Source organism: Kitasatospora sp. NPDC057940 (genome assembly GCF_042887425.1).
Lineage (GTDB): Bacteria > Actinomycetota > Actinomycetes > Streptomycetales > Streptomycetaceae > Kitasatospora.
The window spans coordinates 147226-168199 of sequence record NZ_JBHVPH010000007.1; the positions used below are offsets into that span (position 1 = coordinate 147226).

Below are 20974 nucleotides of genomic sequence, written 5' to 3' on the forward strand. Positions count from 1 at the left end.
CGAGAGCGAGCCCCGTCCTCGCGGGCCCGCGCGGCAGAGCGCCCGCAACAGGACAACCCCGGTGGACGCCATCGCTCATGCAGGGAAGCGAAGTTGACGACGGCCGCACGGCCGATCGCGCGTCATCGGTCAATTCCGGCAGCCCTCTACGCGGCCATCCCGATGGACTCGGCGAGTCGACGCCCGGCCTCCTGAACCGGCGAACGGCCATCCATCAACCCTCGGACCATGGCCCGCGTCTCCTCGTTCCACCGGGCCGTCTCAGGCGCGACCGCAACGGCATGCGTGAGCAGTTCCACCACGGACGCCGATTCCCCGCGAAGGGCGTGTGCCCGCGCGACCTCGATCAGATGGCGGCCACGGCGCGGAATCGCCGTGACCTCGGCCACCGGCAACCGCCGGGCCCACCGGAGTGCGGTGCCGGTCTGGCGAAGCTCGACCGCCACAGTGACCGAGTGCAGCCCGACGGCCTGGCGGGAGCCCGAAGTCGGGGCGTTCCAGAAGCCTGCGGGAAGGCGCTCGGCGACAGCCGCCGCCCGGTCGATCCAGCCCCAGGCCTCACCGGCCTCACCGGCGACCGCATGCGTGATGGCGGCGTGGAAGGCCATGTCCGCCCACGCCGAGGCCAGTTCCGGCGAATCCCCGCGGACGGGGTCGAGCAGGCGAAGAGCTTCCTCGGTCAGTGACTGGGCGCTGTCCCACTGCCCGGACTTCCGGAACGCCTCCACCAGGAACCAGCACGCCTGCGCGATCGCCCGCCGGTCGTCCGATGCCCGCGCGGTGGCCAGCGCCCGTTCGGCGACCCGCCAGACCAGGTTGCCGTCCCCTTGGAAGGCCGCATACATCTGCGTCAGGTTCAGTGCGCCGGCGTACATCACCTCTGCCCGACGCCGATCGGCGCAGTCCTGATGCGCAACTGCCAGGGAGGCCGCCGACACGAGCGCCGGCAGCAGCTCCGCCAAGGCGGTCCGGTGGTCGCCTCTGGTCGTCCTGGTCCGCCAGGCGTTCGCCAACTGAGCCTCGATGTGGTCGAGGTTGGGTACCGGCCCACCGGCCGACCCGAGCTGCGTACCGTCAACCGCCCGCCGGACGGAGTCCAGCGCCGCGTGTTCCACGCCTGAGTACAACGCCCTGGGCATGCTGACGTCGCCCGTCAGCAACGAGAGATCATCAACCCCCAAGTGCTGAGCGATGCGCACGAGCATCGGCAGGCGCGGCGGCAGCAACGCCCCGTTCTCCACCTGCTTCAGCCAACTCGGCGACCGCCCCAGCAGCGCGGCCAACACCGGACGAGACTTCCCGGCGCGCTCCCGGTAGTACTGGATGCGCCGGCCTACGGGCAGAGCGGGATCCACAGCCATGCCATCAGCGTAGGGCCGCCGGGTCGACCAAGGCAGCCGGAGAACGGAATTGGGCACGCCCCGGATCCAGCTGCCCAGGGGAGTCGGTCACGGCAACTACAGTCTCGCCGTGACCGACTCTCCGCACGAAGCCCTGGCCCGGCCGCGCACCGCAGCCGGCGTGCTGTTCTTCGACGAGGAGGACCGCATCCTCCTCGTGAAGCCGACATACAAGCCCGGTTGGGAGATCCCCGGCGGCTACCTGCATGAGGGCGAGACCCCGAGCGCGGGAGCAGCCCGGGAGGTCGAGGAAGAACTCGGCATCACCCCGCCGATCGGCCGCCTGCTCGTCGCCGACTGGGCACCCCACCCCAACGAGGGCGACAAACTCCTCTTCGTCTTCGACGGAGGGGTTCTCCCGACCGCCGAACTCGACCGCATCACCGTCGACCAGGTCGAGATCGGCGAGTACTGCTTTCACCACGTCGACCGACTCGACGCGCTCCTCATCCCCCGACTCGCCCGCCGAGTCCACGCCGCATACGCCGCCCGGACACAGGGCGAGACCGCCTACCTTGAGCACGGAGCGCCGCACGCGTAAACCAGGGGCCTCTGCGGCTACAGCTCGGTCATCGTTCGACGCCCGGCTCGTACAGAGGCAGGAAGTGGATGACCGGTTCCTCGTACGGGTGAGCCGCACGCACTGCGCGCAGCACAGCCGCGGCCTGCTCGGCATCGCACACGGACTCGACCCTGCTCTCCTCGCCCTGCTGCACTTCGCCCACTTCACCGTCGTAGGGCCGAGAACCGGGCAACGGCCTCCACGTTCCCGTGACCCGCCAGGTGCTGGCGCACCGGGCGTAGTCGCCGACCCGCCCCGCGCCGGCCGCCTGGAGAGCATCGATCACCTTCTCGACGTGACTCTCCGGGACAGATATCTCGATCTTCAAACGCGCCATGCCCGGACCCTAACAACCCGCGCCGGCCCGCACTTTCGCCTCAGGGCCCGGATCCCGAGATCCAACCGGCCCACGAGGCGCCGGCTCCGCGCCGCGCCGTCACGCACCGCCCCCGCGATCGCACAGCGACTGCTCGGCCGTGGACGTGCGCCATGTGGACAGCCTCGCCCCCCGGCCGCCCGCCTCACCCCGACCGCCCCCGCCTCACTCCGGCCGCCCCGCCTCACGCCCCTCCGTGTGATCCTCCACACCACCCGATCTTCGGCCGAACCCCACCCCTCGTCACCGCAACGAATTCCAACGTTACGTACTGTGCTGAGAGGCGAGTTGACGTCAAGTCAGCCAGCCGAACGCAGGACACCTAACGAGATACGAGGAGAGGGCCAGACATGTCCCGACCAGCACACATCGCCATGGTGAACATCCCGGCGCACGGCCACGTCAACCCCAGCCTGGAGGTGATGCGGGAGCTGGTCGCCCGCGGCCACCGGGTCAGCTATGTCAACGACCCGTCGTTCGCCGAGCAGATCGAGTCCACCGGCGCCCAACTCGTGCCCCACGACACGACCCTGTCGATCGTCAAGGGCGGGGTCGACCCCAACATCGGGGCCGGCGTGCACACCATGATCTTCGAGGAGGCGCAGGCGATGCTGCCGCGACTGCGCGAGGCCTTCCACGACGACCGGCCCGACCTCGTCCTGTACGACTTCATGGCGTACGCGGGCCGGGCGCTGGCCGACGGCTGGGGCGTGCCGTCCATGCTGATCTCGCCCTCCATGATCATCCGGGAGGACTCCCACCTGGCGCGCTTCGAGATGGCGCGGGAGGCCTTGGAGGCGGAGAAGATCCCGGAGCGGTTCGCGCAGTGGCTCGCCGACAACGGCGTGTCGACGGACGAGCCGTTCGGGTACATGCTGCGCCCGGATCGCGGGCTGGCACTCATCCCGCGGGTGCTCCAGCCCGAGATCGAGCTGGTCGATCCCCAGATCTTCTCCTTCGCCGGGCCCTGCCTCGGCGCCCGCGAGCACCAGGGCGGCTGGACCCGTCCGGAGGGCGCGCAGAAGGTGCTGCTGGTCTCGCTCGGCTCCACCTTCACCCGCCAGCCCGACTTCTACCGCGCGTGCCTGGAGGCCTTCGGCGACCTGCCCGGCTGGCACGTCGTGCTCCAGGTCGGCCAGGCAACCGACCCAGCCGAACTGGGTACGATCCCGGCCAACATCGAAGTGCACCAGTGGGTTCCGCAGTTCGCCGTGCTCCAGCAGGCCGACGCGTTCGTGACCCACGCCGGAATGGGCGGGTGCAGCGAGGGCCTGTACTGCGGGCTGCCGATGGTCGCGGTGCCGCAGGCCGCCGACCAGTTCGACAACGCGGACCGGCTGGTCGAACTCGGCGTCGCCCGACGGCTGGACACCCCCGAGGCCACCCCGGAGGCGCTGCGCTCCGCCGTCCTGGAACTGACCGGCGACCCGGCGGTGACCGCCCGGCTGGCCGAGCTCAGCCGCGAGGTCCGCGCGGGCGGCAGCGCGGCCAGGGCCGCCGACCTGGTCGAGGCCGCCCTCATCTGAACCCCCGTCCGCCACCGCCCCGACACCCGGGGCGGTGGCGGGCACCCCACCGGCCGCCGGGCCCGCACCGCCGTTCCCCTCCCCCAGGAGACCTGTTGACCGAGATCATCCTCATGTCCGACCCGCAGGTGGCCGCCGTCCCCGTCCAGGACTGCGGCGACCGCCTCCTGGACGTACGCGAGCACGAACTCCTGCTGGACGACCGCAAGCGCGACGACGCCGGGGCGTTCGCCCACCTGCGGTCCGGCGTGCTCGACCGGCTCCTCGACGCCCAATCGCACCTCCCGGACAGCCTGCGGCTGCTCTTCGTCGAGGGCTACCGCCCACCGGCCCTCCAGAGCCGCTACTTCGACGAGTACGCCGCCGAGTTGCGCGCCGCACACCCGGACTGGCCGGCCGCACGGCTCCGCTCGGCCGCGAGCCGCTACGTCTCCCCGCCCGAGATCGCGCCACACAGCGCCGGCGCCGCCGTCGACCTCACCCTGGCCGACGCCGACGGCCACGAACTCGACCTCGGCACCCGGGTCAACGCCAACCCGGAAGAAAGCGCCGGCGCCTGCTACACCGACGCCGCCGGCCTCTCCCCCGAAGCCCGCACCAACCGGCAACTCCTCAGCCACACCCTCACCCGCGCCGGCCTCGTCAACTACCCCACCGAGTGGTGGCACTGGTCCTACGGCGACCGCTACTGGGCCCTCACAACCGGCGCACCCACCGCCCTCTACGGCCCCCAACACCGATAACCCCCACACAACCGCCCACCCGCAAGCTCCGCCCGCCCCTCCGACGACAGAACGGGCCACCCAGAGCGCCCCGGGGCTCGGAAGCCCCGGGGCGCATCGGTCACTCGGTGAGGCGTCAGGCCTTGGGGCCGGCGGACTGGACGACCTCGAAGACCTACTGCACGCCGACGTACATCGAGATGCAGCGCGCGAACTGCCTGCTCGAACTGGGTGACCCGCGCACGGCGGTGGCCATGTTCGAGGCCGAGCTCCGGGCGCTCCCTCCGGTGTACCGCAACGACCAAGGCGTGTACCTCTCCCGGCTGGCCCGCGCCTACGCGGTGTCCGGCGAGCCGGAGCAGGCTGCCGCGGCGGCGGACCGCGCGCTGTCGATCGCCATCGACACCGAGTCCGCGCGAGCGATGGCGGAGCTGTCCGCCGCGGACAAGGCCCTCCGGCGGTGGCACACCGTGTCCGAAGTCGCCGTCTTCACCGGCCGGTTGAAGCTGATGAGCGGTACGGCGCCCTCTCGACCTGCGACAGGCTGATGAGAGAGGGTGGGGCCATGGACGCACTGATCACGGCCGCCACCTCCGCAGACGAACGCCGGCGCGGCGCCAAGATCGCCGTACTGCCGGTCGGCAGCTTCGAGCAGCACGGCGACCATCTGCCGCTCACCACCGACACCGTCGTCGCCGGCCTGATCGCCCAACGGATCGCCACCGATTACGGCCTGTTCCTCCTGCCGCCCAGCACGGTGTCCTGCTCGCATGAGCACGCCCACATGCCCGGAACCGTCAGCATCAGCGCCGCCACGCTCTACGCCGTCGTCAACGACATCTGGAAGTCGCTCCAGGCGTCCGGCGTTCCCGGCCTGCTCATCGTGAACGGCCATGGGGGCAACTACGTCCTCTCCAACGTCGTCCAGGAGGCCAACACCTCCGGCCCGCGCGTCGCCCTCTTCCCGGTCCGCGAGGACTGGCACCAGGCCCGCAAGGCGGCGGGCCTGGTGAGCAGCGGCGCCGAGGACATGCACGGCGGCGAGTTGGAGGTGTCGCTCCTCCTCCACGGTGCGCCGGAGCTCATCCGTGACGGCATCGAGCAGGACGACCACTCCGCCCCCGAGCGCCCGCACCTGCTCACGCTCGGCATGGCCGGGTACACGAAGAACGGCATCATCGGGCAGCCCTCCCTCGGAACGGCGGCGAAGGGTCGCGCCCTCCTCGACAGCCTGTCCCGATCCGCCGCCGCGCATCTCTCGATCCTCGCGGGCGGCTGAGAAGGCACTTCGGGCCCTTCCCCGGCTGGGGAAGGGCCCGAAGCAACCGCGAAGTGAGGCGTCAGGCCTTGGGGCCCGCGGACTGGACGACCTCGAAGGACCAGAGGGTGGAGCCGGAGGCGGCGGGGCGCTTGGGGGCCTCGCCCTCCGGGGCGGCGGGGCGGTGGGCGGCCTGCATGGGGCCCTCCATCCACGCCTTGAAGTCCTCCTCGCTGCGCCAGCGGGTGTAGACGAGGTACTGGTCGGTGCCCTCGACGGGGCGGAGGAGCTCGAACCACTCGAAGCCGTCCGAGTTCTCCACCGCGCCGGCGCGGGAGGCGAAGCGCTGCTCCAGCACCTCCCGCTGCTCGGCTGGCACCGTCAGTACGTTGATCTTGACGACGGACATGCCGCTCCTTCTGCTCCGCCGGGGCCGCGGGTGCGGCCGCCGGTCCGGTGACTGTCTGCGGTCAGCAGTCTCCTACACCTCACACCGCGTGGGTCGGGCGATCCGGGGTCTGTCGATCGTGATGCTCCACGGCAACTTGCCCGAAGTGCAGCCGGAGAAGGGGCGTGCAAGCCTGGTTGGAGAACCCGAAATCCAACCGAATGGGGCACAGCCATGGGTATCGGCGACAAGTTCCGGGACAAGGCCGAGCAGTTGGAGGAGGAAGCGAAGTCCCGCCTCGGCAACAAGCCCCCGAAGGGGGACGACGCCCAACAGAAGGCCGCCCAGACCCAGCAACAGGGCCAGCAGCCGGGCCAGCAGAACCTGGACGACCTGCAGGACGACATCGACGACCGGAAGTAGCGGCCAGGACCAGGCGGGGACGGTCAGGGGTGGGCCCTCGACCGTCCCCGTACCCGTGCCCGGACCGCCTCGCGGATCAGGCGATCCACGGCGGGAGGAGGCGCTCGGCGTCGCGGGGGGCGAGGCCGCAGGCGCCTTCGGGGGTGACGGCGTCGGGATTGTAGGCGTGGGCGGGGGACGGGCCGGCAACGACGGCGGTGAAGCCGTCTTCGGTGGTGATCCGGCGGGCGAGGTCGGCGGGGAGGACGAGGGTGTCGCCGGCGGCGAGGGGCACCGGGCCGTCGGGGAGGGTGACGGTGGCGGTGCCGGTGAGCAGCGTCCAGATCTGTTCGACGTCCATGGCGTGCAGCGGGCCGCTCTTGCCGGCCGTCATGTCGACCTGCCACAGGGCGAGGGCGGTTGAGCCCTGGGTGGGTGAGGCGTAGGTGGTCATGACGGCGTTCGGCGTCTCGGTACGACGGGCGTCGGCGTGGCGGATCACGGGCATGGCGAGGGAACCCCCTAAGATGGTCAATGACGTTGTCTATATGGTCAATGAGGTTGTCTACCTATGTCAAGCGAGCCCGCGAGCACACCCACCAGCACTCCCACCAACGAACCCGCCCCGCCCGGCTTCGAGTTGCCGCTGCGCCTGCTGCTCGCCTTCCGGACGATCATCGACGAGCTGCACGAGCGCATCGCCCGCGAGGGCCACCCCGACCTGCGACCCATGCACGGCTTCGTCTTCCAGGCGATCGGACCGCACGGCACCACCGCCGTCGACCTCGGCCGCCGGCTCGGCGTCTCCAAGCAGGCCGCCGGCAAGACCATCGAGAACCTGGAGCAGCTCGGCTACGTCGAACGCGGCGGCGACCCGGCCGACGCCCGCCGCAAGGTGGTCCGGCTGACCGCCCGCGGGGTGGACTGCCTGGTCCGGTCCGCCCGGATCTTCGACGAGCTGCGCGCCGAGTGGTCCGCCACCCTCGGCGAGGAGCGCCTGCGTGAGGTGGAGACGGCCCTGCGCCTGCTCGCCCCCGGCGACCCGTTCCGCCTCGACACCCCTCGCTGGTTCGGCGGTCCGTGAGGAAGAATCAGGAAACGGCACGACCCACAGGGGGGAAGCGGATGAGACGACTGGGACGAACGGTCGCAGCGGCGGCCGTACTGACGCTCGCGGCCTGCTCCTCGCCGGCCCCCGAGTCACCGGCCCCCGGGTCACCGGCCTCCGAGCACATGTCCCCCGAGGCCCGCGGCTACCTCTCGGAGGCCCTGGACCTCATCCAGCAGAAGTCCCTCAACACCGCGAAGGTGGACTGGCCGAAGCTCCGCACCCAGGCCTTCGCCCAGGCGGCCACGGCCCGCACCCCGGCCGACACCCACACCGCGATCAGGGCCGCCGTCACCGCCCTCGACGACCAGCACAGCCGCTTCTACCCACCCGACCAGGCGGCGAAGGTCGACGCCGACCCGGAGGCCGTGAACGCCCCGACCGCCCGGCAACTCCCCGGCCGCATCGCCCAGTTGACCCTCCCGGCGGTGAACGGATCGGAGCGCACCTACGCCGAGTACGTCACCCGCGGCCGCGCCGCCGTCGCCGAAGTGAGTGCCTGCGGCTGGGTGGTGGACCTGCGCGGCGAGACCGGCGGCGGGATGTGGGCCCCGCTGGCCGTCGCGGCGCCGATCCTCGGCGACGGCCCGCTGGGCGCCTTCGTCACCGCGGACGGCACCCGCAGCACCTGGTCGGTCCGCGACGGCGTGCCGTACCTGGACGACGCCCCGCAGGCTTCCCCCGCCACCCGCCACGACGAGGCGCCCACTCGCCACGACAAGGCACCCTCCCACCACAACGAGGCGCCCGGAACGCCCGTCGCCGTCCTCACCGGCCGCGCGACCGGCAGCGCGGGCGAGGCGGTCGCCATCGCCTTCATCGGCCGCCCGGCCACCCGCAGCTTCGGCCAGCCCACCTACGGGGTGCCCACCGGCAACGCCGCCCACCGGCTGTGGGACGGCGCCGTCCTGCTGCTCACCGGCGCCGCCGAGGCCGACCGCACCGGCCGGGTCCACGAGGGCCCGATCGAGCCGGACGAGCCGGTCGAAACGGCCGACCCCCGCAAGGACGACGACCCCGCGCTCGCCGCCGCCGTCACCTGGCTCTCCGGCCAGGCCCCCTGCAAGGCGGGCTAGAACGACCGCCCCTCGCCCCGGTACGGCGGCTCGTGGGCGGGCCGGTCCGGGCGGTCGCGCCGGTCGGCGCAGAGGGTGGAGCTGAGGCGGGTGAGCAGGTCGGCGAGGTCGGCATACTGCTGCTCGTCCCAGTCGCCGAGCAGGTCGGCGAGTTGCGAGCGCCGGGCGGCGACCAGCTTGACGGCCGCCTCCGCCCCCGGTTCGGTGAGCCGTAGCGGCAGCCCGCCGCTGCGGACGGCGAGGCCCCGGCCCTCGACTTCCCGGACGGCGCTCTCGATGACGGCGATCGGGATGATCCGCCGCTCGGCGAGTTCGGCCGGCTCGACCGAGCCGTGGTGGTGCATCTGCAACAGCAGCCAGCTGGAGGCGGGTTGGAGGTCCAGCCCGGCCACCTCGGTGATCCGCCGGAAGAGGTCGCGCCGGGCCTCGCGGGAGCTCAGCACCGAGAGCGCGCGGGCGATCTCGTCCAGCGACGAGCGTTGGACGGGGTTGACGCCGATGGATTCGCTCAGGTCGGGTGCGGTGACGGTGGAGCGCAGTTTCTGCTCGCGCAGGAACAGCGACAGCACGAAGGCGACCAGCGCGACGGGCACCGCGTACAGGAACACCCTGGTGATCGACTCGGCGTACGCGTGGTGGACGGCTTCCTGGGCGGCGACGGGCAGCCGGGTGACCACCCGCGGGTCGGAGGTGATGGCCTCGGGGTGGAAGCCGGGCGGCAGCGGCAGCCCGGCGAGGGCGTCGGCGAGCCGCTCGCGCAGCCCGCCGGCGAACAGGGTGCCGAAGACGGAGACGCCGAAGGACGCGCCGATGGAGCGGAAGAAGGTGGCGCCGGCGGTGGCGACGCCGAGGTCCTGGTAGCCGACGGAGTTCTGCACGATCAGCACCAGGACCTGCATGACCAGGCCCAGCCCGAGGCCGAAGACCAGGAAGTAGAGGCTCATCTCGGTGGTGCTGCTGTGCTCGTCGAGCCGGGAGAGCAGCAGCAGGCCGACGGTGGTGACGGCCGTCCCGGCGATCGGGAAGATCCGGTAGTGGCCGGTGCGGGCGACGATCTGGCCGGAGCCGATCGAGGTGAACAGCATGCCGAGCACCATCGGCAGCATGTGGATGCCGGACAGGGTGGGCGAGACCTGCATGACGACCTGGAGGAAGGTCGGCAGGTAGGTGAGGGCGCCGAACATCGCGAAGCCGACCACGAAGGAGATCACCGCGACCAGGCTGAACGTCCGGGAGCGGAACAGCCGCAGCGGCAGCACCGGTTCACTGGCCGTCCGCTCGACCAGGACGAAGGCGAGCAGCAGCACCAGGCCGAGCACGCCGAGTCCGACGATCTGCCAGGAGGTCCAGCCCCAGGTGGTGCCGCCGAGGGAGGTCATCAGCACCAGGCAGGTGGCGACGGCGGCGATCAGCACGGTGCCGAGGTAGTCGATCCGGTGCTGGCGCCTGACCTCCTGCCCGTGCAGGACGGCGGCGATCACCACCAGGGCGACGATGCCGATCGGCAGGTTGATGTAGAAGACCCAGCGCCAGCTGAGGTTGTCGACGAACAGTCCGCCGAGCAGCGGTCCGAGGACGCTGGTCACGCCGAAGACGGCGCCGAAGAGGCCCTGGTACTTGCCGCGGTCCCGGGGGGAGACGAGGTCGCCGACGATGGCCTGGGTGAGCACGATCAGCCCGCCACCGCCCAGGCCCTGCAGCGCGCGGAAGGCGATGAGTTCGCCCATGTTCTGGGCGATGCCGCAGAGTACCGAGCCGAGCAGGAAGATCACGATGGAGGCCTGGAAGAAGCGCTTCCGGCCGTACATGTCGCCGAGCTTGCCCCAGAGCGGGGTGGCGGCGGTGGAGGCCAGCAGGTAGGCGGTGACCACCCAGGAGATGTGGTTCAGGCCGCCGAGGTCGCTGACGATGGTGGGCAGCGCGGTGGAGACGATGGTCTGGTCGAGGGCGGCGAGCAGCATCGCCAGCAGCAGGGCGCCGATCGGCACCCAGAGGTTGGGGACGGTGACCTCCGGCGGGCCGGGCTCGTACGCCGGGCTGCGGTCGGACGCGGCGCGCGAGTCCGTCATGGCGGCTCCGTAGGGTCGCGGGCCCCGGCCGAGGCGGCGGGCCCGTGCGGATGATCACTCCCAGCTCACCATGCTGTCAGAAATGCCCCGGTTTGCTCCCTCGGGTTGAGCCGAACGTAGCCGCCGGGCCCACCGACCCAGGACACACCGCACCGACCCGACCGCACCCGACGCACCGACCCGACCGCCGGCGCCGGGGACATCCGCCGCTCCCCGACCGTTCCTCGGGAAACAACCGCCACCAACCGGCACAACACCCCCGCCCGGGTCCGGACGCCCCTGTCCCCCCTCCGGGACGTCCTGCATAATCAGGCGCGATCGTGAGCCCGGGAACCGCCCCGGGGCACGGAGACCGCCCGAGAACCGAGGAGGACCGGCCGATGCCGGACCAGCACTGCCCGACGTGCGGCACCGCACGCTCCACCGGGTGCGGCTGCGTCCCGGACCCGAGCCTCACCGAGACGGCCGTCCTCCCGCACCTCGAAGGCCCGCCGCTGGTCCGCCCGTACGTGCCGCAGGCGGTCGGCCAGGTCGCCGAGGAGCCCGTGGCGGACGTCCCCGCCGTCGACCCGTTCGCGACCGCCGTCCTGCCGCCGGTCGCCCCGGGGCAGTCGGCCCCCGTGCACCCCGCCCCGCCCGCGGTTCCCCCGCTGGGGCCGGACGCCGACGCCTACGCCACCACCGTGCTGCCGCCGGTGCCCGCCTCCGGGCCGGGCGCCTACGCGGCGGCGACGGCCCCGCAGGCCGCGTCCGGCGGCGACCTCGGGGTCTTCCCCTTCGACCACGCGACGCCCGGGCCCGAACCGGAGCCCGTCGGCGGCCGGGCCGCGCGCAGAGCCGCCGAGCAGGCCGCGCAGAACCCGCTGGCCCGGCACAAGCTGCTGCTGGCCGGGGTGGGCGCCGGCCTGGTCGCGCTCACCATCGGCATCGCGTACGCGGTGACGCCCTCGCCCGCGCCGACGACCCGGCAGGCACAGCCCCTGCCCACCACCCTGGCGCCCGCGCCGGTGGAGCCGACCGCCCCGGCACCGACGGACCCGGCCACGCCGCCGCCGACCAGCGAGGCGCCGAGCCCGACGTCGGCCCCCACCCGCAAGCCGAGCCCGACGAAGACGGCCACCCCGGCGCCGACGCCGACCACCCAGGCCCCGGTCGCCGCCGCTCCCCCGGCCCCGGCCTCCGTCCCGACCCCGCCCCCGACACCCACACCCACACCCACACCCACCACCGCGACGCCCACGCCGACCCCGACGCCCACGCCGTCCGCGACGGCGACGCCGACCTCCCAAGTCCTGCAGATCGGGATGTCCGGCCCCGAGGTCTCCACCATGCAGTCGAAGCTGAGCGTCGCCCTGTGCTGGATGGACGTCCCGGTGACTGGCACCTACGACGGCGAAACCGCGAGCTACGTCAGCTACTTCCAGCGCATGCAGGGAGTCCAGGGCGACAAGAAGGGCGTCTACGGCCCCTACACCCGCGCCGCCCTGGACAAGCGCACCACCTGCTGACCGACCGGGGTCAGCCGGTGATCGCCCCGAAGATGCTGATGCCCGCCAGCACCACCATGATCGCCGCCGCGACCCGGATGATCAGCTTCATCGGCACGTACTTGAGCAGCTTCTGCCCGCCCACGATGGCGAGCCCGCCGACCGCACACAGCGCCAGCCACGCGCCGAGGCCGACGGCCAGCGGATCGGCGTACTTGGCGGCCAGGTTGGCGGTCATGATCTGGGTCAGGTCACCGAACTCGGCGACCGCGACGACCACGAAGCTGGCCCCGGCCACCTTCCAGAAGCTGTTCGAGGACGGCTCCTTGGCGGCGTGTCCCTCCTCGTCGTCGCCCCCGCCGTGGAACAGCAGCATGGCCGCGCCGGCCAGGAACAGCACGCCGGTGACGCCCTCCACCCAGCGGTGCGGCAGCAGCGAGAGCAGGTGCCCGGCGGCGAGCGCGAGGACGACCTGAACGCCCATCGCGGCGGCGACACCCGCGAAGACGTAGCTGGCACGGTACTTGGTGCCGAGTACGAGGCTGGCCAGCGCGGTCTTGTCCGGCAGTTCGGCCAGGAAGATGATGCCGAACGTCAGCGCGGCCACGGTCAAACTCATCAGAAAGGGTCCCTCGGTCGGGCTGCCCGGCCTCCGCAGGTCCGTCAGGGGACGCTTCGGCCCGACAGCACTGGTCATGGTCACAGCACTGCGGCCGAAGGTCTCGCCGGCACCGACCCCGGAGGATCGGGTGCCCCGGGCGCCGGGCCCCTGAGGGCCAGTATGTCGACGGTCCGGTGGAGGGCTACTCCCCTTCAACGTGCTCAAGGGTACCCGACCGCGTCCGGTACCCAAGGCGGCCGGGTTCCCACCCACGTCCGGCCCGACCCGGCACCCCCCCCCGCTCACCAGCCCGCGCTCACCAGCCCCCGGCCGACCAGCTCCAGCACCACCACGATCGCCACCGACTCCACCGCCAGCAGCCCGACCAGGACGAACAGCTGCACCGCCCCCGCCTGGACGGGCGAGGCCCCGCCGAGCAGCATGCCGACGAAGGCGCCGGGGAGGGTGACCAGGCCGACCGTCCGGGTCTGGTCGAGGGCGGGCACCAGCGAGGTCGCGGCGGCGGTGCGGCAGATCTCCAGCCGGGCGTCGCGGTCCTCGAAGCCGAGCGCCAGGGCCGCCTCCACCTCGCCGCGGCGCTGCCGCAGCTCGTCGAGGGCGCGCCGCCCGGCCAGCGAGGTGGCGGTGAGCGCGCCGCCGATCAGGATGCCGGCGACGGGGATGACGGACAGGCCCTTGGCCGGCAGCAGCCCGACGTCCAGCAGCAGGGCGAGCACCGGCAGCACGCCGGCGCCGATCGGCGCGGCCGCCCAGACCCAGCCGGGGCCGGGGGTCATCCGCCGCCCGGCGGTGCGCACCGCGACGCTGAACATCAGCAGCACGAACAGCGCCGACCACCAGAGCGAGCCGACCACCCAGCTGATCACCGCGGCGACGGCGGCCAGCTGCACCACCGCGCGCAGTCCGGCCCGCAGCACCGCGTGCCCGTGGCCGAGCAGGCCCCGGCCGGCCACCGCGACGGCGGCCAGCAGCAGGACGGCGGTGACCACCCCGAGCATCGGGGTGACGGGCAGCAGCTGGCCGCCCGCGGCGGACAGGGTCACCGGTGTCAGATCCAGCTGGTGAACCACATCCGGTCCTGCCAGGACGTCATCGGGATCACCTCCGCCGTGTACAGCGGGTAGAAGAAGGCGAAGCAGGCGACGATGGCGAGCACGATCAGCCCGGCGCCGGCCGCGCCGATCCGGCGGCGTTCGGGGCTGCACCCGGCCGGGCCGAGGATCGCCCCGAGCATCTGGGCGACGGCCAGGCACAGGAACGGCACCAGGACGACCATGTAGAAGGAGAAGACGGTCCGCTCCTGGTACTGGAACCAGGGCAGGTAGATCCCGGCGACGGCGCACAGCACGGCGCCCGAGCGCCAGTCCCGGCGGAAGAACCAGCGCCACAGCAGGTAGACCAGGGCGAAGCAGGCCGTCCACCAGAGCAGCGGGGTGCCGAGGCCGAGGATCTGGGACGCGCAGCCGCCGGTGGCGGTGCAGCCGTGCTGGCCGTTCGGGACCTGCTCCCAGTACATGGAGACGGGGCGGCCGACGACCAGCCAGCTGAAGGGGTTGGACTGGTAGGTGTGCGGGGTGCTCAGCCCGGTGTTGAAGTCGTACATCTGCGAGTGGTAGTGCCACAGGCTGCGCAGCGACTCGGGCACCCAGCTCATCGACACCTGCGGCAGCGGGATGCCGAGGAAGGTGTCCGGGGACAGGCCGGGGCGGCCGTCGGCCCAGTGCCGGTCGTACCCGCCCTCGCCGTTGCCGCCGCTGGCGAGCCAGCCGGCCCAGGCGCCGACGTACACCACCAGGGCGGAGCCGACCATGGCGAGGAAGGCGGGGACGGCGTCGCGGCGCAGCATCGAGCGCCAGGGGCGGCGGGCGCCGGCCCCGCGTCGGCCGGACTGGTCCCACAGGACGGTCAGCAGGCCGAAGGCGGCGAGGATCATCGCGCCGTTCCACTTGACGGCGCAGGCGGCGCCGAGGAGCACCCCGGCGGCGATCCGCCAGGGGCGCAGGCCGAGCCGGACGCGGTCGCCGTCGGTGACGCCGGCCAGCCGGGCGCGGACGTGGTCGCGGTCGATCAGGAGGCTGCCGAAGGCGGCGAGCACGAAGAACATCTGGATGCCGTCGAGCAGCCCGACCCGGCTCATCACCAGTTGGAGGCCGTCGACGGCCATCAGCAGGGCCGCGGTGCAGCCGATCAGGGTGGAGCCGAAGAGCCGGCGGCCGATCCGGGCGAGCATCAGCACGGTGACGGTGCCGAGCAGGGCGGTCATGAACCGCCAGCCGAAGGGGTGCAGGCCGAACAGCTGTTCGCCGATCGCCATCACCCATTTGCCGAGCGGAGGGTGGGCGATGAACTCGGGCGCGGAGGTGAGCGGGATGTGCTGCGGGACGGCCAGGATGTCGGCGTTGGCGTGGTCCGGCCAGCTGCCCTCGTAGCCCTGCCGCAGCAGCGACCAGGCGTCCTTGGGGTAGTACGTCTCGTCGAAGACGAAGGCGTTGGGGTAGCCGAGGTTCCAGAACCGCAGCAGGCCCGCGAAGAGCGCGACGCCGATCGGCCCGAGCCAGCCGGACCAGTCGGCCGGCAGGCGGGGCAGCCGGCCCCGGGCCGGTGCCGGGGCGGCGGGGGCCGGGGCCTGGGCCGCCGGGGGGTGCGTGAGCGCCGCTTGCGTCATTGCCTCGCCGATTCGCCTGTCTCCTGTGCCGGCCGGGTCTCCTGTACCGACCGGGCCGGGCGGCCAACAGCCACTGACACTATGTGGCGGTGGTCGCGAAGCCAAGCGCGACGGGCGCCGACCAGGTGACCTGGCCGGCGCCCGTCGGCACGCCTGTTCGATCGGCGGTCACGCCGCCGTCCGCAACTCCCCGTGGGCGGTCACACCACCGCCCACAGCCCCCCGTCGGCGGTCACGCCGCCGTCTGCAGCTCCCGGACGACCGTGGTGCGGACCACGGCCGGGGCCGCGTTGTCCTGCTCCGGCGTGAGGTACGGGCGCAGCCGCAGCGCCAGGACGACGACCAGCAGCGTGGAGCCCGCCATGGCCGCGAGGTAGAGCGGCCAGGTGCCGGAGCCGACCAGCAGCACGCCGACGGCCGGGCCGACCGCGATGGCGATCTGCTTCACCAGGGCGTACCCGGAGTTGTAGGTGCCGAGCAGCCGGGCCGGGGCGAGGTCGGCGACGATCGGACCCATGGTGGGCGCGAGCAGCGACTCACCGACGCCGAACAGGGCGTAGATCGAGACGATCGCGACCGTGGCGGCCATGGTCTCGGTCCGGATCAGGCCGGCCACCAGGGCCATCGCCCAGGCGCCGAGCCAGACCACGCCGGCCGCGGCCATCGCGGTGGTGCGGCGGCGGCGCGCGGTGATCCGCACCATGAACATCTGCAGGACGACGATGGTCAGCGCGTTGGCACCGATCGCGAAGCCCAGGGTGGAGGGCGGCGTGCCGACGGTGTCGGTGGCGAAGGCCGCGACGCCGGACTCGAACTGGCCGTAGCAGGTGAAGAAGATCAGCCCGGCGAGCACGCAGAGCCGCAGCATCGCCTTGTCGGCGACCAGCGCGCGCAGGCCGGTCGGGCCGTCGCTCTTCTCCTGGAGGGGGATCAGCGGGTTGGCCGGCATCCGGGCGGTGCCGGTGACCAGGGCCAGGCCGAGGAAGGTCGCCGCCTCGATGGTGAACAGCCGGGTGAGGCTGGCCGGGTCGGCGACGTTCACGATCTGGCCGCCGACCAGGGCGCCGATGCCCATGCCCAGGTTGACCAGGGTGAACTGGAGCGCGAAGGCGTGCGAGCGGGTCGCGGCCGTCGAGCAGCGGACGATCATCGTGGCGAGCGCCGGCTGGCAGGTGGTGACACCCGCGCCGAACAGGAAGGAGGAGACCAGCAGGGCCGGGGTGCCGGTGGCGTGGCCGAAGGCGAACGCGCCGGTGGCGGCGAGCGCCGTACCGGCCAGCAGGACCGGACGGGGGCCGTACCTGTCGATGCCGCGACCGGTGAACGGCAGGACGACGAGAGCCGCCAGCGCGAAGACGGTGAACACCATCCCGGCCGCCAGCGAACCCAGCCCGCGCACCTGGTCCACGTACACGAACATGTACGGCATCGTGAAGCCGCTGCCGAACGCGCTGAGCGCGTTGCCGATCTGGACGCGGCGCAGCGGGCCGCCCGCCCCGCGTCGCTGCTGCCTCTGCTGCTTCACCGTGCCGGTCACCGTGCACATCCCTTCCTGGATTCAACTGGATACTCTTAAGGTCCAGAAGATTTCAGAGCTAAAGTTTGACGAGATAAAGTCTTAGCACCGGAAGAGTGTCGAGTCAAAGGCTTAAGGGATGCACGTCTCCGTGCGACACTGGTCCGCATGACTACGGACAAGCCCGCTCCGGCCACCGCCAGGGAGCTCGGCATCGCCGAGCAGGTGGCCGTCTACCAGCGGGAATTCCCCACCGTGGACCCCCAGGTGGAGACCATCGTGCAGACCCTGTCCCGGGTCGCCCGGCGGATGGGCGTGGCCTACGACCGGCAGCTGACTGTGCTCGGAATCACGGGCGCCGAGTGGGAGGTGCTCAAGGCGCTGGTGGTCTCCGGCAGCCCGTACCAGCTCGGACCGGGCGAGCTGGCCAAGCGGCTCGGGCTCACCCCGGCCGCGATGACGCACCGGATCGACCGGATGGTGGCCGAGGACCTCGTCACCCGGGAGCGCGACGAGACCAACCGGGTCCGGGTGATCATCGAGCTCACCGAGAACGGCCGCGACAAGTGGCTGGAGTCGATGCGGATGGCCGCGGTGTTCGAGGAGGAACTGCTCCAGGACGTCACGGGCGAGGAGCGGGCCGTGCTGTCCGCGATGCTCGCGCGGATGCTGCGGCGGATCGAGGAGAGCCGGCCGGACGCGCCCGGGCGCACCGCCGACCCGGCCTGAGCCGCGCGCCCGGGCCGCGCCCCCGAAACGCAACGAGTCCGGCCCGCCGGGGGTGCTCCCCCGGCGGGCCGGACTGCTTGGTTCAGGTGCCGCGAGGGTCCGTCAGGCCCTCAGTGCGTGCCGCCCGAGGGGTCAGCAGGCGCCGTTGTCGGTCCAGACGCCCCACTGGCCGCTCTGGCTCGGGTCATCGCCCTTGGTCCACCACTTGTTGGTGTAGTAGTGGCCCTTCCACGAGACCTTGGTGCCGCCGGCCGCGTAGGTGGTGTTGGCGTCCCAGCTCGGGGCGGCCGGGCAGCCGGCCGGCGAGGTCGGGGTGCCGGTGGGGGTGCCGGTCGGGGTACCCGTGGGGGTGCCGGTCGGCGTGCCCGTGGGCGTGCCGGTCGGGGTCTGGGTCGGGGTCGCCGTGCTGCTCGGGGTGCCGGTCGGCGGGGCCGGGCAACCGGCGGCGGAGCCGTTGGTGGCGTTCACCATCGTGTCGAACAGGCCGGTCTTGGTGCCCAGGTCGTACAGCGAGAAGGCGAAGGAGCCGCCGAGGCCGTTGCAGTGCGCGTAGTCGAGCTTGGCCTGGATCGACCGGGTGTCCTCACCGCTCCAGAAGGTGTTGCCGTCGTAGAAGTACGTGGCCTTGGCGTCGTCGTCCCAGAAGGTCCTGGACGGGTTGTCGACGAAGCCCGCGAGCTCCTTGTACATCTGGATGCCGGGGACGTTGCCGGACATCGCCGCGCCGGTCGCCGGGCTGGCGGCGGGCTGGAACAGGCCGTTCTTGCCGTTGTTCTGGACGCCGGTCCAGCCGCGGTAGTAGAACGGCACACCCATGTTGATCTTGTTCGCGGGGAAGCCGCCGGGGATCCCGTAGTCCGCGTCGCCGACCGTCCACGCCTTGATGGCGTTGTCGATCGAGTACTTGCCGTGGCCCGGCTTGACCGGGGTCGACGGGTCGTTCGGGCCCGCGTAGAGCGCGGCCTGGTGGTTGGTCGGCCCCTGGGCGTCCCAGCCGCCGTGCATGTCGTAGGTCATGACGTCGAGGAAGGTGAGGTACTGACCGATCTTGTCGGTCTCGACGTTCATGATCTTGTCCTGGCCGGCGCCGACCGCCGCCGACAGGGCGTAGGTCTTGTTGTCGGCCTTGCCCTGGGCGTCCAGCTGGGTGCGGAACTCCTTCAGCAGCGCCGTGAAGTTCTGCTTGTCGGCCGGGCTGGAGATGTTGCCGGTGTGGCCGCCGCCGCCCGGGTACTCCCAGTCGATGTCGATGCCGTCGAAGATGCCGGCGCCGGAGCCCGGGCCGCCGTAGCCGGCGTCGCTCGGGAGGTTGCCCTTGATGAACATGTCGAGGCAGGACGAGACCAGGTGCTTGCGCGAGGCGTCCGTGGCGGAGGCCGGCGAGAAGTACTTGGAGTAGGTCCAACCACCGATCGAGAGCAGGATCTTGAGGTTGGGGTTCTTCGCCTTCAGCTTCTTCAGCTGGTTGAAGTTGCCCGCGATCGGCTGGTTCCAGACGTCGCCGACGCCGTCGACCGAGATGTCCGCGCCGAAGCTCTTCTGGTAGTCGGCGAACGCGTCGGCCGCGCCGTCACCCGCGTTGGGGTTGTTGTCGTTCGTGTCGGCGGCCTTGGTCGCCTCGAAACAGCCCAGGTCGGTCGGGTGGATGTTCGCGAAGTCGTAGATCAGGTAGTCGAGCTTCCCGGCCACGCCGGTGTCCTGGATCGTCTTCGGGTAGTACGCGTTGGCGTAGACCGACCACTGGTCGTAGTAGGCGACCTTGATGCCGCCGCTGGTGGCGGCCGCGCCGGTGGTGTTGGTGGTCGCGGCGTTGGCCGCGGCGCCGCCGGTCAGCGCGAGGCCCGCGCCGAGCAGGACGGAGGCGGCGGTGCCGGCCGCGACGGCGGCCAGGCTCTTCGGGCGGCGTCGACGGCCGCCCGTCGGAGCCGGGGTCCCGGCCCTTTCAATGCGTGAACGCAGCATGGGTGCGTGACTCCTGGTTGTGGGGGATTTCCGTCGTCCCGTGGGGGCGCGCCCGAGGTGGGGTCGGACGACCGGGACATGACAGCTCAGTGCGGGGAATCGTGCGGGGAAGTCGAGCGGGATCAGCGGGATCGGGCCTGGACGGACACCGGGATGTGCCGAACCGGCGCCCGCGGCACGAGGCCGTTGACGCCGGTTCAGGGGCTCCCTGCACCTGGGCAATAAAAATGGACTAGACCAACTCCCCCGTCAAGGGGTCCCGTTGGGCCTTGAGCCGCGCTTAAGGTTCGGCCCCCGCCCGGCACCCGCGCTGACCTGCGCGCCAGCAGCGGGGAGCCCGTATCGGGAAGTCGGTGGCGGGAGGTCAGTAGCGCAGCGCGTTCGCCACCACGGCCTTCAGGCTGCCCGAGAGGTCCCGGTTGCTGCGCGCGGTCGCCTGGGCGCTCCGGCCGGCCGCCACCTCCTCGACCGTCACCGCGGTCGCGTCCTGCACCGCGCCGGAGTCGTCGGTGAAGTCGACCTGGATCACGTACCGGTACGACTGCTGCCCGTGGTTGGTGATCGTCAGCTCCACCTGCGCCCTGCCGTCCGAGCCGGTGCTCACCGCCCCGACGGCCACGTCCCCCTTGGCGTCCAGCCCGCCCTTGATCCCGGCGACCGCCGAGGAGGCCGCCGACACCGCCGCCGAGGCCCGCGCCTCCGCCGAGGCGATCACCGCCCCCGCCCCGCCCGCCACCGAGGCCAGCGCCGAGGCGGCGGAGGCCGCGGCCGAGGCGCCCCGCTCGATCGCGGCGGAGGCCGAGGTGGCCACGCTGCTCGCGCTCTTTCCGGAGGAGCAGCCCGCCAGCCCCGCCGCGGCGACCATGGTGGTGGCCAACACCCCTGCCACCGCCCGGCGTCGGCGGCGCACCGGCGGCGCGTCCGGCCGCCGTGCGGTGACCCGCGGCCTCGAACCTATCCGGGTGAGCGGCTGGCGGTCCATGCGGTCCATGCGGTCCCTCGTTTCTGCCCCGGCGCCGGGCTGCCCGGCACGCCTCCCGACCACCCTCCGAGGGCCGCCCGGGGGCCGCCAGCAGGACTGCTGCCTCCGGGTGACCGGGGCGGGC

Annotated in this window: 21 protein-coding genes; 10 read left to right on the forward strand and 11 right to left on the reverse strand. The window is 72.2% G+C overall.

All coding sequences use genetic code 11. From position 1 onward, the window contains the following. Positions 1 to 146: 146 nt before the first annotated feature. Positions 147 to 1361: a helix-turn-helix domain-containing protein gene (locus tag ACFVTF_RS14185; RefSeq protein ID WP_387813434.1), complete on the reverse strand. Its 1215-nt coding sequence runs from the start codon at positions 1359 to 1361 to the stop codon at positions 147 to 149. Between the two features lie 109 nt (positions 1362 to 1470). Here ACFVTF_RS14185 and ACFVTF_RS14190 point away from each other — a divergent pair, with 109 nt between their 5' ends. Continuing rightward, positions 1471 to 1941 carry an NUDIX domain-containing protein gene (locus ACFVTF_RS14190; RefSeq protein WP_387813437.1) on the forward strand — a complete coding sequence of 157 codons (471 nt, stop codon included), beginning with the start codon at positions 1471 to 1473 and terminating at the stop codon, positions 1939 to 1941. Positions 1942 to 1969: 28 nt separating this feature from the next. Here the strand turns inward: ACFVTF_RS14190 and ACFVTF_RS14195 are convergent, their stop codons facing one another. After that, positions 1970 to 2299 carry a hypothetical protein gene (locus tag ACFVTF_RS14195; RefSeq protein ID WP_387813440.1) on the reverse strand — a complete coding sequence of 110 codons (330 nt, stop codon included), beginning with the start codon at positions 2297 to 2299 and terminating at the stop codon, positions 1970 to 1972. A gap of 389 nt (positions 2300 to 2688) precedes the next feature. Between ACFVTF_RS14195 and ACFVTF_RS14200 the strand changes: the two genes are divergently transcribed. From ACFVTF_RS14200 to ACFVTF_RS14215, 4 genes are all read left to right on the forward strand, one after another. Further along, positions 2689 to 3864, forward strand: coding sequence for a macrolide family glycosyltransferase (locus ACFVTF_RS14200; protein ID WP_371516779.1), 1176 nt, complete (start codon positions 2689 to 2691; stop codon positions 3862 to 3864). A 95-nt stretch (positions 3865 to 3959) separates the two neighbouring features. Continuing rightward, positions 3960 to 4607 (forward strand): M15 family metallopeptidase, encoded by a 648-nt coding sequence (locus tag ACFVTF_RS14205; protein WP_387813444.1) that lies wholly within the window; start codon positions 3960 to 3962, stop codon positions 4605 to 4607. A 122-nt stretch (positions 4608 to 4729) separates the two neighbouring features. After that, on the forward strand, positions 4730 to 5134 hold the full coding sequence (locus ACFVTF_RS14210) for a hypothetical protein (protein ID WP_387813447.1): 405 nt from the start codon (positions 4730 to 4732) through the stop codon (positions 5132 to 5134). Between the two features lie 17 nt (positions 5135 to 5151). Continuing rightward, positions 5152 to 5865 (forward strand): creatininase family protein, encoded by a 714-nt coding sequence (locus ACFVTF_RS14215; RefSeq protein ID WP_387813450.1) that lies wholly within the window; start codon positions 5152 to 5154, stop codon positions 5863 to 5865. 61 nt (positions 5866 to 5926) lie between these two features. On the opposite strand, the gene ACFVTF_RS14220 is transcribed toward ACFVTF_RS14215, so the two are convergent. Continuing rightward, positions 5927 to 6253: an antibiotic biosynthesis monooxygenase gene (locus ACFVTF_RS14220; RefSeq protein ID WP_363580788.1), complete on the reverse strand. Its 327-nt coding sequence runs from the start codon at positions 6251 to 6253 to the stop codon at positions 5927 to 5929. Positions 6254 to 6466: 213 nt separating this feature from the next. Here ACFVTF_RS14220 and ACFVTF_RS14225 point away from each other — a divergent pair, with 213 nt between their 5' ends. Further along, positions 6467 to 6655, forward strand: coding sequence for a hypothetical protein (locus tag ACFVTF_RS14225; RefSeq protein WP_387813454.1), 189 nt, complete (start codon positions 6467 to 6469; stop codon positions 6653 to 6655). Positions 6656 to 6731: 76 nt separating this feature from the next. On the opposite strand, the gene ACFVTF_RS14230 is transcribed toward ACFVTF_RS14225, so the two are convergent. Further along, positions 6732 to 7142: a cupin domain-containing protein gene (locus ACFVTF_RS14230; protein ID WP_387813457.1), complete on the reverse strand. Its 411-nt coding sequence runs from the start codon at positions 7140 to 7142 to the stop codon at positions 6732 to 6734. 63 nt (positions 7143 to 7205) lie between these two features. Here ACFVTF_RS14230 and ACFVTF_RS14235 point away from each other — a divergent pair, with 63 nt between their 5' ends. After that, a complete protein-coding gene (locus ACFVTF_RS14235; RefSeq protein ID WP_387813460.1) occupies positions 7206 to 7718 on the forward strand; it encodes a MarR family winged helix-turn-helix transcriptional regulator in 513 nt (170 codons plus the stop codon). Positions 7719 to 7759: 41 nt separating this feature from the next. Further along, positions 7760 to 8818, forward strand: a complete 1059-nt coding sequence (locus ACFVTF_RS14240) for a S41 family peptidase (protein WP_387813463.1) — start codon at positions 7760 to 7762, stop codon at positions 8816 to 8818. Here ACFVTF_RS14240 and ACFVTF_RS14245 read toward each other — a convergent pair. After that, positions 8815 to 10887: an MFS transporter gene (locus ACFVTF_RS14245; protein ID WP_387813466.1), complete on the reverse strand. Its 2073-nt coding sequence runs from the start codon at positions 10885 to 10887 to the stop codon at positions 8815 to 8817. The two genes, ACFVTF_RS14240 and ACFVTF_RS14245, sit on opposite strands and share 4 nt — an antisense overlap. A gap of 380 nt (positions 10888 to 11267) precedes the next feature. Between ACFVTF_RS14245 and ACFVTF_RS14250 the strand changes: the two genes are divergently transcribed. Beyond that, a complete protein-coding gene (locus ACFVTF_RS14250) occupies positions 11268 to 12395 on the forward strand; it encodes a peptidoglycan-binding domain-containing protein (RefSeq protein ID WP_387813469.1) in 1128 nt (375 codons plus the stop codon). A gap of 10 nt (positions 12396 to 12405) precedes the next feature. Here ACFVTF_RS14250 and ACFVTF_RS14255 read toward each other — a convergent pair whose 3' ends face one another. From ACFVTF_RS14255 to ACFVTF_RS14270, 4 genes are all read right to left on the reverse strand, one after another. After that, complete coding sequence (locus tag ACFVTF_RS14255) at positions 12406 to 12996, reverse strand: TMEM165/GDT1 family protein (RefSeq protein WP_350878273.1); 591 nt, start codon at positions 12994 to 12996, stop codon at positions 12406 to 12408. Positions 12997 to 13277: 281 nt separating this feature from the next. Next, positions 13278 to 13994 carry an ABC transporter permease gene (locus ACFVTF_RS14260; RefSeq protein WP_387813705.1) on the reverse strand — a complete coding sequence of 239 codons (717 nt, stop codon included), beginning with the start codon at positions 13992 to 13994 and terminating at the stop codon, positions 13278 to 13280. Positions 13995 to 14044: 50 nt separating this feature from the next. Further along, the gene (locus tag ACFVTF_RS14265) at positions 14045 to 15661 is read right to left on the reverse strand and encodes a dolichyl-phosphate-mannose--protein mannosyltransferase (RefSeq protein WP_387813472.1); all 1617 of its coding nucleotides are present in this window, start codon (positions 15659 to 15661) and stop codon (positions 14045 to 14047) included. A 232-nt stretch (positions 15662 to 15893) separates the two neighbouring features. Continuing rightward, entirely contained in the window at positions 15894 to 17198 is a 1305-nt protein-coding gene (locus ACFVTF_RS14270; RefSeq protein ID WP_387813475.1) for an MFS transporter, read from the reverse strand. Between the two features lie 147 nt (positions 17199 to 17345). Here ACFVTF_RS14270 and ACFVTF_RS14275 point away from each other — a divergent pair, with 147 nt between their 5' ends. Next, entirely contained in the window at positions 17346 to 17906 is a 561-nt protein-coding gene (locus tag ACFVTF_RS14275) for a MarR family winged helix-turn-helix transcriptional regulator (protein ID WP_371516796.1), read from the forward strand. A 132-nt stretch (positions 17907 to 18038) separates the two neighbouring features. On the opposite strand, the gene ACFVTF_RS14280 is transcribed toward ACFVTF_RS14275, so the two are convergent. Both ACFVTF_RS14280 and ACFVTF_RS14285 read right to left on the reverse strand, forming a co-directional pair. Beyond that, positions 18039 to 19868, reverse strand: a complete 1830-nt coding sequence (locus ACFVTF_RS14280) for a glycosyl hydrolase family 18 protein (protein ID WP_363580760.1) — start codon at positions 19866 to 19868, stop codon at positions 18039 to 18041. 364 nt (positions 19869 to 20232) lie between these two features. Then, positions 20233 to 20859, reverse strand: a complete 627-nt coding sequence (locus tag ACFVTF_RS14285) for a hypothetical protein (protein ID WP_387813480.1) — start codon at positions 20857 to 20859, stop codon at positions 20233 to 20235. Positions 20860 to 20974 lie beyond the last annotated feature (115 nt).